11 protein-coding genes are annotated in these 14,262 nt (G+C 36.8%); all 11 read right to left on the reverse strand.

Features of this window, described 5'->3' with window-relative positions:
• Positions 1 to 28: 28 nt before the first annotated feature.
• Positions 29 to 973 carry a hypothetical protein gene (locus tag IQ226_RS02610; RefSeq protein ID WP_193891737.1) on the reverse strand — a complete coding sequence of 315 codons (945 nt, stop codon included), beginning with the start codon at positions 971 to 973 and terminating at the stop codon, positions 29 to 31.
• A 128-nt stretch (positions 974 to 1,101) separates the two neighbouring features.
• Entirely contained in the window at positions 1,102 to 1,815 is a 714-nt protein-coding gene (hepC, locus tag IQ226_RS02615; RefSeq protein ID WP_193891740.1) for a heterocyst development glycosyltransferase HepC, read from the reverse strand.
• A 949-nt stretch (positions 1,816 to 2,764) separates the two neighbouring features.
• Positions 2,765 to 4,993, reverse strand: coding sequence for a polysaccharide biosynthesis tyrosine autokinase (locus IQ226_RS02620; RefSeq protein ID WP_193891743.1), 2,229 nt, complete (start codon positions 4,991 to 4,993; stop codon positions 2,765 to 2,767).
• Positions 4,994 to 5,136: 143 nt separating this feature from the next.
• The gene (locus tag IQ226_RS02625; RefSeq protein WP_193891746.1) at positions 5,137 to 6,231 is read right to left on the reverse strand and encodes a glycosyltransferase; all 1,095 of its coding nucleotides are present in this window, start codon (positions 6,229 to 6,231) and stop codon (positions 5,137 to 5,139) included.
• 498 nt (positions 6,232 to 6,729) lie between these two features.
• A complete protein-coding gene (locus IQ226_RS02630) occupies positions 6,730 to 8,043 on the reverse strand; it encodes an NAD(P)H-dependent oxidoreductase (protein WP_193891749.1) in 1,314 nt (437 codons plus the stop codon).
• 2 nt (positions 8,044 to 8,045) lie between these two features.
• Complete coding sequence (rfbC, locus tag IQ226_RS02635) at positions 8,046 to 8,591, reverse strand: dTDP-4-dehydrorhamnose 3,5-epimerase (protein WP_015078007.1); 546 nt, start codon at positions 8,589 to 8,591, stop codon at positions 8,046 to 8,048.
• Between the two features lie 129 nt (positions 8,592 to 8,720).
• A complete protein-coding gene (locus IQ226_RS02640; RefSeq protein WP_370567067.1) occupies positions 8,721 to 9,557 on the reverse strand; it encodes a phytanoyl-CoA dioxygenase in 837 nt (278 codons plus the stop codon).
• Positions 9,558 to 9,608: 51 nt separating this feature from the next.
• Positions 9,609 to 10,622: a glycosyltransferase family 2 protein gene (locus tag IQ226_RS02645; RefSeq protein ID WP_193891751.1), complete on the reverse strand. Its 1,014-nt coding sequence runs from the start codon at positions 10,620 to 10,622 to the stop codon at positions 9,609 to 9,611.
• A 57-nt stretch (positions 10,623 to 10,679) separates the two neighbouring features.
• Positions 10,680 to 11,648, reverse strand: a complete 969-nt coding sequence (locus IQ226_RS02650; protein WP_193891754.1) for a glycosyltransferase family 2 protein — start codon at positions 11,646 to 11,648, stop codon at positions 10,680 to 10,682.
• Between the two features lie 215 nt (positions 11,649 to 11,863).
• Positions 11,864 to 12,901: an NAD(P)-dependent oxidoreductase gene (locus IQ226_RS02655; protein ID WP_193891757.1), complete on the reverse strand. Its 1,038-nt coding sequence runs from the start codon at positions 12,899 to 12,901 to the stop codon at positions 11,864 to 11,866.
• Positions 12,902 to 13,032: 131 nt separating this feature from the next.
• The gene (lhgO, locus tag IQ226_RS02660) at positions 13,033 to 14,244 is read right to left on the reverse strand and encodes an L-2-hydroxyglutarate oxidase (protein ID WP_193891759.1); all 1,212 of its coding nucleotides are present in this window, start codon (positions 14,242 to 14,244) and stop codon (positions 13,033 to 13,035) included.
• Positions 14,245 to 14,262 lie beyond the last annotated feature (18 nt).

Consider the following 14,262-nt stretch of genomic DNA (forward strand, 5'->3'; position numbering starts at 1 on the left):
AGCACCAATCTCAAGAAAATCAATATGCTTACATAGGAGCGCGACGAATAAAACGACCAAGAGCAGAACCACAAAGAATTTCAAATTTCTGCCATAGTATTTTTGCTGTTGAATATAATTGAATAGGTGTTTGGCTATGCCGCCAATATAATTTATCAGTTATGGTGGGAGAACTACCTTCTAAGGCACTGAGAAGTAGTTTTTTGCGCCAAGGTTTAATATGTGGGACTGTGGCGTGAGACATAATAGTACCACCAGGAATAAAATCCATGCCGTCTGGTCCAACGGTACTCAAAGGATAATTAGTCAGCATCAATGCTAAGTTTAAATAAGTCTGATCTCCATACAGATATGGATAATGATTAAAGGTATTACCGTTATAAAGATCCTTTAAATTGGCATATCCCGCCATTTCACCCAATTCTTCTAATTTCTGCCAAACTTTCAAGATAGATTTGTAGTTTTTATGAACTCCAATGAAGCCACTATTGTAGTGATAATCTAACTCGCGCTCACAAGCAAAACCATTATTTTTAGCAAATTCTTTCCATGCTAACCGTCGAGGATGATTCGCCGGCACAAGATACCAAGAATCACCACAAAGAGCAATTCCTCGACTTACCCAATTTTCATAAAAATCCCAGTTACATTTATTGACAATATCAGGATCAAAGTAAAATAAAGCATCAATATCTGGACAGTAATTTTCCCACAATTGGGACATAAAATCAGGTTTATAAAAGCCTAAATGTTTTGGAGTTGTTAGTTTGACAAATCGGATTGCACAACCTTCACCTACCAAAAACTCTTGATAACCATTTTCTGTTTTTAGATCCTTAGCCCAATGGGGTGTATTGCCACGATAACCAGCCCAAATTATGCCTCGAAACCCATGATAATACAGGGAATTTACTAAAGCCCCCACACCATAATGGTAGTCTTTTTCAAATACGGTACAAATCGCTGTTTGCATGATATTTCTTATTTTTTAATTAGCTACATAATTCACGGTCATCAATATGAGAACAGGAAGTATTCATCAATTAGACAAAAATGCTTGAGAACACAGAAATAATATATTTGCTCTCAACTATAAGCCGTTTATACTGAGATTTTTTTTTGCTTATTTAATTGATCATTTTGTGATTCCAAGCTTAATTTAACTGCATTTTCTAAAGACAAGCAACGATTATTAACTAGACAAAATTTTCCCTGTAATAAGTTCAATACATTAGATAAATTATTCAAAATGAATGTACCTAAAGTAATATTCAAATCTGTCATTTCTTGTTTAGCTATAGAACTAAACTTAATAACCTGAAAAAGTTGCCCATTTTCTCCGACATACCACTCATAATCAAACAATAACTTGGGAGAATATATCTGTATAGTTATCAATCCTCCTAGTATGACTGGACTCATAAATAGTATTGAAAATAAAGCCCAAGTCCAATCAATTATTATTTGTAAAGTCTTGAAAATTTGATTACGCTGTTTCGATAATTTTTGATGACCAGAAATATTCATAAATATAGGCTTATTAGCTTTTTGACAAGCATTTGCCCAGACTTTTAATAAAGAATCACCGATTTTGGGATCTATGCTGACTAAACTAACTGGAGAATGTTTTAAACATTCTATTAAAGATTCTTCATTTTCTAGTGCAGCTAAATGGGGTTGTGAGAATTTTTCAGAGGCTTTGACTAATAATTTTCCTCTGCGCCATTTTAATGAGCATGATAGGAAGTTAAACTTTTCAGATTGCTGGGGGACAATAGAGTTATTATTTAGACTAGAAATGACTGAAATTGGCATATATTAACAGTGATAAAGTAGTAAAAGCTTGACTTAATATTTACGATGAGGAAATTAATATTTCCTTGACCGAACATTATTGTATAGGAGTCATATAGCAATGATTAAATATGACAACAGGAAATTAGGGACACTTGTATTTATGATCAAGAGTAGTCATCTCAGAGAAGATACTAAGTTTTTGCAACCCTTCGGTTTCGTCTTGGAGATTTTGATGATGGGTTTCAATCTCTAGAATATAAGACTCTCGATAAATAAATCATCAAGAAACAACTTCTTTATTCACTCTTTAAATAAAGATTACTTTTTTATATATAATATTAAGATATGGTGAAATGGACTAATCGTAACTAAATAAAAATAAACCTTATTTTATGCTTGCAAAGTATCTCATAAATTGCTTATTAGGTAAGTAAAAATAAATGTGAAGTGTATTAGTCATACAACAAAAATATTCTGTATAGTAAATGGTCATTTGCCAACATACTACAGTAATAAATTGAAAATTAAAAAAGCAAATAATATCAATTTTTTAGCAGAGATTTATAAACAAAACTCAATACATTTAAACAACAAGTATCGAACCCTAATTAGACGTGAGTTCGATGAACCTCACCCCACTCCGCGTTGGAGAGGGGCATATTGGTTTGTTTTTAGCAGCATAAAATCAGAGTTTTAAGCCTCTCCAGTATTAAATATTAACTCAAGTTGCTAGTTATCTCCTTGAGGCTGGTAATGGCTAATTGGTAATAAAAACTCTGGTTTCATCCTGTTGATCCTTTAATCCTGGACATCCTGATAGCGAAGCGTGGCGTTAGCCATTTCTGACAATTTACCTAACTAACAACTTACATTACTTAATTGATCTTGAATAGTCAACACAAAAACCCCTGTCTAATGCAGGGGTCAATATATTTTTGTGGGTTAAATAGTCAGCAAATATTCTACTTTATTCTTCCATTGCCGATTGTAAAACTAATTGTTTTGGTTTTACATAAGGTACATAGGTGCTATCAGATGGAGATACGCCATTGGCTACAACCCCAATCAGATTTAACCTACTCAACATCCCTGTAGCTTGATTAAGTTGGGTGCGTGTCACCTTACCAATACTTGCCATCATCACCACACTACGACAAGATGATGCCGTGAGCATAGCATCTACTAACCCAAGAACGGAAGGGGCATCTATGATTACCAAATCATAATTTTCTTCAAATGCAGCCATTAATTGCACCATGCGGGGAGAACTCAAAAGATGGGCAGGATCGGTGGGAGTTGGACCCGCTGTTAAAATATCAATGTAAGGCGATCCAGAGTAAGGAATACTGATATGATTAGGTAGATTAACTTCACTTTCTAATAAACTAGAAAGTCCTTGTTCATTAGGAAGATTTAACTGTTTATGCAGATTAGGATCGCGTAAATTGGCATCAATTAGTAAGACTTTTTTATGTAAACGAGCCGCACTCATAGCTAAACCTAATGCCAAAGCTGATTTACCATCATCTGGTAATGCTGATGTTACCATTAATGATCTTAGATCTGAGACTTTATTGAGCAGTTCAATATTTTTGTAAATGAGATCCAGTGATTCCCACTGGGGAGAAGATTGTAATACTTGAATTGTCCAAGGTGCGAGAACTTCTGGTTTGCCAAATGGCAATTTGATCATGGATTCTCTGGGTTTGGCAGGTGGCAATTTAGGAGTTGTTCCTAATAATGGAAGAGCAGCTTGTTTTTCTAATTCCGCAGTGGTATGTACAGCGTCATCAGATGCTTCACGAATAAAGGCAGCAAGTCCTCCTAACATTAAGCCAATTACTCCTCCTAATAAGAGATTTTGTCTCATGTTGGGACCAGTATGAAGACCTTCTTGGGGTTCTTCTACTACCTCCCAATTAAATCCACCTTTAGAAAGTTCTTGGCGTAATTTTTGTTCTGCTCTTAATAATTGTTCTAATCTTTCTCTGCTAAATTGTAGTTGAGGGAGAATGCGATTGTAATAAGCCAATAGAGAAGGAAACCGCTTGAGGTCGGCTTGTAATTCTTTCTCTTTGGCTGCTAAGGTTTGATCGCGGGCGGTTAATGCAACGATAGTAGTTTGGGTTTCTACTAATTGACCTGTGAGATTAAGATCAATTTGTCCTAGTTGTCCTTGTTCTAAAAGATTGTCTCCTGAACTAAAGGTAGAATTGGTCTTTTCTCCTAAAGTTCTGCTAACTTCTTTTTGTAAAAGTTGTTTTTGACTTTGCAGTTGTTCATATAATTTCTGAACACTGGGAGTATCATCTGTGAAACGTAAACGTTCTTGTGCTAAAGCCAATTCTGTTTTTTGGATTTCATTGAGTAAGCCTTGGTAGCGGGTAGACTGACTCAGACGAGAAGAAACTAAGGCATTTTGTGGAGAACGGTTCAGTTGTGCTTGCAAAGATTTTTGCTTTGCTAAGGCTTCTTCATACTGGGAACGAGTTGTTTGTCGTTCTTGTTGGACAGTATTTAAAGCTGTCTCTACGGTTTTAGCTTGAGCATCTGGATCAATTAGATTTTGACTTCTGCGAAATCTTTGGAGATTTGCTTCGGAAGCGGTTACTTCGTCAGTAGCTTTTCTTAATTGATCTCTGATAACTTGTAAACCTTTTTGTAGGCGTGAATCTTGCTGTTGTTTATTGTATTCTAAATAAACTTGCTGAATTGTTTTGAGAACTTTTTGGGTTTTTTCTGGATCGCTATCGGTGTAATCAACTTGAAATATTTTAGTAGCAATATTATCCTCTGGAGTCTTAATTTGAGTGAGGACTAAGGATTTTTTCAAATCCATTACAGTTAAGTCTGGATATTCAGTTTTAAGTCTATCAACTGCTTTTTTAATCAGTCCAGAACTCTGCATCAAGTTTAATTGAGTAGCTGTATCTACCTCCACATTAGCATCAGTAAATTGACTTTCGGTGTTATCTGTTTCTTTCTTGCCTTGATAGTTAGGTTCTACTAACAATTGCATGGTACTTTTGAAGCTAGGTGGGGTTTTTAATGTAATGATGCCAGCAATAGCCGTAGAACTGAGCAATACTAATAATAACCAGGGAAATCTTCGCAGAATTACGGCAAACATTTGTCCATAGCCTGGTTCTGTTTCTGATGCTGGATTTATATTGGGATTTAGACTAGTTTGAACCACTTTTATTATCCTTATCTGCGATACACTACGCAAACACCTAAAAAATTAAATGAATTAGGGATGCACACCTCCAATACTGCAAGGCAGAATTAAAAATTAAAAAAGCAAATTATATAAGCTTTCTCGGAACTTTTAATGATGAGTTATTTTTGCCATGCTGCACTAGCTTGATCAATAACTTGCTCAACTTTCCTAAAGAATGACTGTTCTGAGAAATTGCTAACAGCATGATTACGGATAGTTTCGTAATCCCAAGATATTCCTCCAGCTTCTAGTAAAGCTGCTTGTAAAGAGCATGGTGCTTGTCTTTTGAAAAATACACCTGTTTTACCTGGTATTTGAGTGTCTAAGACTCCTCCGGCTCCATAGGCAATAACTGGTGTACCACTGGCGTTTGCCTCGACTGGAACTAATCCATAATCTTCTAAAGCCGCAACAATAATTGATTTGGCTTTAGAAAATAAGTCTTTACGTTCTCTATCACTGACATGACCTAGAAATTGGATGTTGGGTAATGCCTGGGCTTTTAATCTTTCTTGTTCTGGTCCATCACCTGATATTAATAAGTTCCAGCCTAACCAATTAAAAGCTTCGACTATTATATCAAGACGTTTATAACTGATCATCCGCGCCGATGCCAAGTAGTATTCTTCTTTAGTATCGGAAAAAACAAAGTTGCTAGTATCAATTGGATAGTTAATGGCGATCGCTTGTTTGTGATAAATTTTTTGAATTCGTTGGGCAACAATACTAGAGTTAGCGATGTAGAGATCGGGTTCTTGAGCATATTTCAGGTCTACATCTCTCATCATTTGAAAGATTTTTTCGATGAGAGGTGCAAAGTATCTATAGTCTCCGTATTCCCGTAAATATGTTTCTGTATCCCATAAAAAGCGGGTAACATTATGACAAAAACAAATATGTTTTGCTTGGGGATTTTTCCGTACTGCTTTGGCAAAACTGGTGCTACTGCTGATAATTAGGTCATAATCTTGAAGATCCAAGGAACGAAATGCGGGAAAATATAGGGGAGCCAACATCCGAAAATATTTGGTTGCACCAGGAATTTTTTGTAAAAATGTGGTATTGATAATTCGCTCACCTAAATCAATACTTTTTTGCGGGTCGTATAATGAGGTGAAAATGTCAGCGTCGGGATACCGTTTACACAATAATTCAAATACGCGCTCTGCTCCACCGCGTTGGGTTAAGTAATCATGGACGAGAGCTATTTTCATTTTTTTTCTTGATAATTTGGTAAGTGATGATTGGTTTTAATATTTATTCCCTAGTAAGTAGGTTGGCGTTAAAAATTGTCGTCATAGCAAGGCAAGAGGCAAGAGTAAAGAAGTTTTCAGGGATTTTACGTTTCTTTACACAGTTTGGTTTTATTGTGTTCACCTACTTAATTGAACATTTAATGTTGCATTACTAAGTTGTATCAGTTGTTTTGTATCAATTATTTTATGTTGTTTAATAAGGAGTTGAATCATGGGAAACCTCGCAAGATTATCAAAATAATCTCTGTCATTTATTGTATATATGTGAATTCAGAGGTTAAATGAAAATATCAGGAAACCTCTGAATTATCTTGATGCTATAGCAGGAGTCAGGAGTCAGAAGTCACCGAGTCAGGAGTAAAAACCTGTTGTGCATGAAGTTGTATGAATACCTAGGGTACGTTAACACGAACAATTCATATCCTGATCACCTTGACGGTTGCTATTTTTGGAAAACTATTTTGTTAGTGCTAAAGTTTTCGCAGGAGTAAAATAAACTGTTTGTTCGGCGCGTAATTGATCACAAAGTCTACCTTCTGGTAGTTCCACGTCATCATAAGTGAGGACTTGATCTTTAGGAATATCGCGCTTTAAGCGACATCCTTCCGCTAGACCCATTGGCAGTAGGTTTTGTTGTTGCACAATTGGGGAATTTTCACATTGTCCATAGGTCATGTAATAACCAATACCATCAAGGGTTGCTCCGGCTTGGAGGTCAATTTTGGCGGTGGCGACGACATCAACAACAGGACCGGCGATTGGTGTAAGCACAGCATCATGGAAGAGGACAGCACGGGCTACGGAGAGGGGAACTTCAAAATGGCATAGGTGATAAGGGGTGTAGAAGCTGTAGAGGGGTCCTTCACCGAGTTTATACAGGTTGAGGTAATGGCGTTGTTTGGGGTCCTCGTGGGTGGCAAATACGAATACTCCTGGACCGGGTTTAGTACCAACTACGTAATCAACGATACCGCCTAGTTCTTGGAGTTGGTCAATGTCGTACATTTTGGTCATTTCATCTACGTGACCAGTGTAGTCATATCCCAACATTCCCCGCTTGGCTACTTTCATACCTGTGCCGTTGGCGACTATGGCTTGCTCAAAGGAGATTTTTGTCCCATCAGCAAAGCTTGTCACCATAGCGGGATTTTGACCCCAGCGTTGGGCAAAACCGGCTTGGGTGGTGGGGTTGCGGTAGGGGTCTTGTAAGCCTTTGATGTTGCCGCAGAGGAGGGGTTTTAAACCGATGCTGTTGACAAAGCGGTACAGGTTCATTTCTACCCCTGGTTGGTCGCCGTCACAGGCGCTGAGGATGACTCCAGCCCGGTCTGCATGGACTTTGAGGATCGGTCCAATTGTGCCATCTAGTTCGGCATTCATGAGGATGATATGCTTGTGATGAGCGATCGCACACATCACTAAATGAGCCGCGTATTCAATTGTCCCGGTGACTTCAATGATTGCATCTATGCCATCAGCTTCACACAGGAGCATGGCATCTTCGGTGATGGCATATTTATTTTGAGCGATCGCCGCTTCTAAATCAGCTAAATTAGCAACAATTTTGATATCTTCAATTCCTGCTTCTAAATAAGCTCGTTTAGCGTTATCAATGTGACGATTAGAAATAGCCACCAACTCCATTCCTGGCACAGAATTGATAATTTGATTAGCAATTCCTCGACCCATAAAACCAGCACCAATCATGGCCACTTTAACTGGTTTACCTAAAGCTGCCCGTGCTTGTAAAGCTTTATCAACAATAATCATGATTAAACTCCTATCAAAATAGATTCTAGTAAAGGCCAATTCCGATCTTTATCAGACATTTCTGTTGCACTCAGTGGCCAGGAAATTTCTAAAATTGGATCATCATAACGCAAACCCCGTTCATATCCAGGAGTGTAAAATTCACCCACTTGATATACAACTTCTGCACCATCTGTTAAAGCTTGATAACCATGAGCAAACATTTCTGGAACATAAAGAGCGCGACGATTTTCTGCACTCAGTTCTACACCAATATGCGCTAGATAAGTGGGAGATTCAGGACGCATATCCACAATCACATCATAAATAGCTCCTTGAGTACAGCGAATTAATTTTGTTTCCGCTGCGGGGAGAGTTTGATAGTGCATTCCTCGCAATGTGCCTTTTTTATGATTAAAAGAAAGGTTACATTGAGCAACTGTTGGTTTTAACCCATGAGCGATAAATTCATCAGCGCAAAAAGTCCGAGCAAAAAAACCACGAGAATCAGGCTTTTCTTCTAAGTCAATAATGAAAGCACCAGCGAGTTTAGTAGAGGTAAAAATCATGGTTATTTCGGAAGTTTTTTGAAGATAATAGAATGGTTTTGATTTTAGATAGCAAAATTCAGGAAATAACACTGGCATGATCGTGGTTGACACCAATTATTCTGACTCCTGAACTTCTGCATTTTAGGTTTATACCTTTAATCCTAATTGGGGATTTATTTTGGGAAAGGTATCATCATGATATTGTGTACAAAGTTCAGGTCGCTTAGGAGATTTAGCCGTGTATGTGAAAAATATAGTTGATCGTTCTTGGGTTCGCACAGTCCCATGATGTAAAATATTTCTCACATCGGCAAAAATCACAGTTCCAGCTTTACCAGGACATGATTTCCAAGCTGATTTAGGAATAACTTTCATCATTTTATCATCGTTAATTCCCAAAAAATTAACACGCCACAACTCATAATCAAGTTGATAATTTTTAACCTGCTCTAAAGCATTAGCAGGTAGGGGAATATATTCAAATGGTCCATGTTCTTCAGTCACATCATTTAGATAGATAATGACTTTAATCATGCGTCTATCTTCAGAATCTTTATGCCATAGTAAAGTTTCCAATTGTTTTCCATTAGGAAAGTCTTTCCGCACATGAACACCATGAAAAGCAATAGGTAAACCTATATAATGCTCAATGATATTTTGTAGTCGGGATTCACTTCCCCAAGTAAAAAATTCTGGTAAATCTGTAACCGTATAAATTTGTGGTAATTTGTATCCTGCATGAATATCTCTAGGATTTACCATCCTATCGGTACAACTATTAGCAGTAGCTAACATTGTAGCCGTAGATAAAAAACCTAAATCTTCCAACGACGTGATGTAAACACCGGATTTTTTGAGAGTATCAACAATCAATTGGTCTCTGGCACTAATAGCAGGTAAATTACCCTGATGCTGCCAAAGTTTCACTTGATAAGCTAACTCATCTTTTAAGACTGAGATTTTTTCTGTAACTTTATTAATCACAATTCAAATACCTCCCCAATCAAAAGTTATTTTTTCCAAGCAATTGCTGATTTATCCCTTATAGTTTCTGACTTCTGAAGTCGTTGTTCTCTCCATTTCTGTTTCCGCTACTTTCAATTCTCTCATGGGTATTAATTCCAATGCTGCCACACTAGCTAACCCTAAAAAAGGAACTACTGTCTTAATAGCTGATACAGGCCATCTTCTCATCGCTCCTAAAAAAACTTTCAAATCTACCTCATGGTAGTTTTGTAAAAGCATCCGACAACAATATGCTTTAGAATAACCAACTTGCTCAAGTTTTAAAATCACTTCAGGGATATGTTGGTATTGCATTAAAAGTGCAGACTTAGGTTCTTTTTGCCAATAACTAACACCAACAATACATTCTAAATAGATATCTTTAGTCACAATTACTTTGCCATTAGCAGCACAATAACCGGCTAAATATGCTAAAGATATCCAATTATTACTAGCAGTTGGCCAAATTTGGAGAGCGCGTTTAATTAAATCAGCACGATATACTGTAGCCGTTAGAAAAATTACTGCTCCTACACTTTTACGAAAACAATGTTCAAATATGGCTTTACCATCACCTTCACCATCTTCTGTATCCGCATCAAACCAGCGATTACCAACTATTTTTGGTGGATGTATTGGTTCACCAGTAATTTTATTTCGACCAGAAAAATTTAGAAACAATAATGATAAATTATCAATGTTTTTAATTTTGTCTATCACATAGGCAACTGCTCTTTCCTGAATTGGATCATCATCACCAATTGTCCAAACATACTTGGTTGTAGCAGAACTTAGGCAATGAAAAATATTTCGCATTACGCCTATATTTTCAGGATTTTTATGGGATTTGAATGTGATATTTTTGAGAATATTTTGCCATTTACTAATGATAAATTGGGTATGATCTGTAGAACAGTTATCAGAAACTAAAATTTCACACTCTGATTCAAATCCTTGAATAGCTTGGGATAACCAAGTTAATTGTTTATCTAGTAACTCGGCTCGATTGTAAGTAGGAATAGCAATAGTTAGTAGTTTGCTCATAGTTTTTAATGCCAAAAATATTTTATCTGGTTAATCGAGAAGGATTTTATCTTTTATTTAATTACTGAAATGTGAAATATCTATTCCTGATTCTTTCTGATTGAAATTCAATTGATAGATAAATTTGCCTAGCAATTGCAAGTAGGTCATTATAATATTTGTGGCTAGAACTGGCCATCTTCTTAAAGCACCCAATAATATTTTCCAATCACTCAGTTTGAAAATATTTTCTAGAATCATGCGTTGACAAAATTTAGCAGAATATCCTAAACTTAGCAACTTCAGATAAATCTCTGGAATGTAAACATATCGCATCATTAATGACCAGCGAGGATTTTCCTCTAGGGAACTAGCGTGCATTGTACATTCCAAATAATTATCTTGAGTAACAATGATATTTCCATGAGCCGCACAAAATCCAGTCCAATATGCTTGGGATGCTAAATTTTTACAGGAAGTAGTCCAAGTTTGCAAAGCTTGTTGCACAAGTTCGGTATTATAAATGGTAGCTGTCATGAATAGTACGCCACCAAAACTGCCTTGTAAATACCTTTGAAATACAGGTTTACTATCAACAATAATTGCATCACTATCGCTAGGAAACCAGTGTTCTACCAAAACTTTATTTGTGTTTTTGTCTCGTCCACAACAGTTAAGAAACATCAGTGATAAATTGGAATTTTCTTTAATTTTATTGATGACGTAACCTAGTGTTTTTTCCTGAATTGGATCGTCATCACCCACCGTCCAAACATATTTACTACCAGCAGCTTGAAGACAAAAAGCAATGTTTGGCATTAACCCTATATTTTCCCGATTTCTATTGGCTATAAATACAGTATTACTAAAAGCAGTTTGCCATTTTTTCACAACTCCCGGTGTATTATCTGTTGAGCAATTATCGGAAATAATAATTTCACATTCTGATTCCCACCCTTTGATTGCTGTGGCTAACCAAGCCAGTTGTTTATCCAGTAAACCAGCGCGATTGTATGTAGGAATAGCAATGGTCAGTAACTTTTGCATTATCTGGTAATCCAACTTGGTATAAATTTAAAAGAGGCTTTTCAATCGAATATCTTGAATTAAGAAGATTCAATTTAATCCACCTTGATGTAATAATGTTTGGTTAAGGAAATGTAGAAATGTAGGTTGGGTTGACCCAGGGAAACTCAACAAAATTATTAATCATGTTGGGTTTTGCCGTCGCTCAATCCAACCTACAATATTTTCGGAATAAATTAATAATTCTCCTGCTTATTCCAGAAGAAATCCTTGTCAATTTGTTCTGTGCGAATTAGATATTCTAATTGTTTGAGGCGGGTGAATCCTCTAGACAAGAAAGTATCTTCATTCATATCAATTTGCTTAAACAAACTAAATAATTGAGTAGCACCAAGTTGAGCATTCCAGTCACACTTGAATCCAGGCAAACTTGTGTTAATCTTTTCAAAAGATACTCGATAGCTGCGATTATCCGCACCATTATTACCAAAAGATAATTGACAACCGGGGAAAACATCGGCAACAATTTCTGCTATTTCTTTAACTCGATAGTTATTGCCTGTATCACCAACATTAAAGATTTGATTGTGAATAATATCTCTGGGTGCTTCCAAGGCACAAACAATGGCTTTGCAAATATCTAAAGCGTGAACTAATGGCCGCCAAGGCGTACCATCACTGGTCATTTTAATTTCTTTTGTAGTCCAAGCCAAGCCAGCCAAATTGTTTAAAACAATATCAAATCGCATTCTGGGAGAAGCACCAAAAGCAGTTGCATTCCGCATGAAAGTAGGAGAGAAATCATCATCAGCTAATGGTTGAACATCTCTTTCTACTAATGTTTTACATTCGGCGTAAGCTGTTTGCGGATTAACTGGTGATGATTCTGTAATATCACCTTCACTAGCCACACCATACACACTACAGGAGGACATATAAACAAAACGGCGGACACCTACTGATTTTGCCAAATTAGCTAGGCGAACTGAACCCAAATGATTAATATCATAAGTAATTGTGGGGGATAATTGTCCAGTAGGATCGTTGGATAATTCTGCCATGTGAACAATAGCATCTACCCCTTTTAAATCTTCAGGATTGATATCACGAATATCTTTATTTAGGGTTTTAGCTGTGACGTTAGTTCCATTATATAGCCAACCAACTTTATAAAATCCAGTATCAACTCCTAGAACTTCATGTCCTTTTTGCATTAATAAAGAAGGCAATAAAGAACCAAGATAACCTTCTGTCCCAGTTACTAAAATTTTCATGATTGTTAAAACTTTTGATGTGGTAAATTAAGTGGCTTTTTGAAGAGTCCGCTGATAAAATTCTTTTGTAAGGTGCGTCAGACTTGATTTGTGAGTAAAGTTAAGCGATTTTTAGTATCTGACGCACCCTACTAACTTACTAAACTGTGGAAATGGGTGGGTTCTGGTATTTGCTTAACTATAGCTTTACCAATTTCTAAGGAAGAAGTTGCGGCGGGTGAAGGTGCATTGCAAACATGAATAGAATTCTCACCATTAATGATTAAAAAGTCATCTACCAGAGAACCATTATTCATTAATGCTTGAGCGCGAACTCCTGCATGGGTGGGAATTACATCTTTGGCTTGAATTTCGGGAATAAGTTTTTGCAAACTTTTGACAAAGGCTGTTTTCCTAAAGGAACGAATAATTTCTTGAATCCCTTCGTCAGCGTGTTTTGCTGCTAGTTTCCAAAAGCCAGGATAGGTGATAACTTCGGCAAAATCCCTAAAGTCAAAGTCGGTCTTTTTGTAACCTTCACGTTTGAGACTGAGAACTGCATTGGGACCCGCGTGAACAGTGTTATCAATCATCCGGGTGAAATGCACACCCAGGAAGGGGAAATCCGGGTTAGGAACTGGGTAAATGAGAGTTTTTACCAAATAGCGTTTTTCGGGGGTAAGTTCGTAATATTCACCGCGAAAGGGAACGATTTTAGCTTCAGGATTAGCTTTACCTAATTTGGCAATGCGATCGCTATGCAATCCGGCACAATTGATCACAAATCGAGTTTCAAACCTGCCATTGTTAGTTTCTAATACCTGATTTTTGCCACTGCGGACAATTTTCAAAACTTGTGTGTTAAGACGTAAATCTCCCCCTTGATTGCGAATTAATTCCGCATATTTTAAACAAACTTGTTTGTAATTAACAATCCCTGTACTAAATACCCGAATTCCACCCACACAACTCACATGAGGTTCAATTTCTTTAACTTCTTCAGGACTAATTCTTTTAACAGGAAGACCGTTTTCTAACCCGCGTGTGTAGAGATTTTCTAAGCGAGGTAATTCTTGTTGATTACTGGCAACAATTACTTTACCACAAACTTCATGATCAATATCATATTTCTGGCAAAATTCTACCATTGAACGGCTACCATCACGGGAAAATTTAGCCTTAAAGCTTCCCGGTTTATAGTAAATACCGGAATGAATGACACCGCTATTATTACCAGTTTGATGAAATGCCCATTGGCTCTCTTTTTCTAACACTAATATTTTGGCATGGGGATAACGCTCTCCTAAAGCCATTGCAGTGGAAAGTCCAACTATTCCCCCACCAATAATCGCAAAATCGTACATTAGTAATCTTTCCCTAAT

It is taken from the genome of Dolichospermum sp. LEGE 00240 (assembly GCF_015207875.1).
GTDB lineage: Bacteria > Cyanobacteriota > Cyanobacteriia > Cyanobacteriales > Nostocaceae > Dolichospermum > Dolichospermum gracile.

What these genes read in the sequence shown, in the direction of transcription:
- IQ226_RS02650 (WP_193891754.1), bottom strand. Translation starts at nt 11,648, where the DNA reads ATGCAAAAGTTACTGACCATTGCTATTCCTACATACAATCGCGCTGGT.
- IQ226_RS02625 (WP_193891746.1), bottom strand. Translation starts at nt 6,231, where the DNA reads ATGAAAATAGCTCTCGTCCATGATTACTTAACCCAACGCGGTGGAGCA.
- IQ226_RS02630 (WP_193891749.1), bottom strand. Translation starts at nt 8,043, where the DNA reads ATGATTATTGTTGATAAAGCTTTACAAGCACGGGCAGCTTTAGGTAAA.
- IQ226_RS02610 (WP_193891737.1), bottom strand. Translation starts at nt 973, where the DNA reads ATGCAAACAGCGATTTGTACCGTATTTGAAAAAGACTACCATTATGGT.
- IQ226_RS02645 (WP_193891751.1), bottom strand. Translation starts at nt 10,622, where the DNA reads ATGAGCAAACTACTAACTATTGCTATTCCTACTTACAATCGAGCCGAG.
- lhgO (WP_193891759.1), bottom strand. Translation starts at nt 14,244, where the DNA reads ATGTACGATTTTGCGATTATTGGTGGGGGAATAGTTGGACTTTCCACT.
- rfbC (WP_015078007.1), bottom strand. Translation starts at nt 8,591, where the DNA reads ATGATTTTTACCTCTACTAAACTCGCTGGTGCTTTCATTATTGACTTA.
- hepC (WP_193891740.1), bottom strand. Translation starts at nt 1,815, where the DNA reads ATGCCAATTTCAGTCATTTCTAGTCTAAATAATAACTCTATTGTCCCC.
- IQ226_RS02655 (WP_193891757.1), bottom strand. Translation starts at nt 12,901, where the DNA reads ATGAAAATTTTAGTAACTGGGACAGAAGGTTATCTTGGTTCTTTATTG.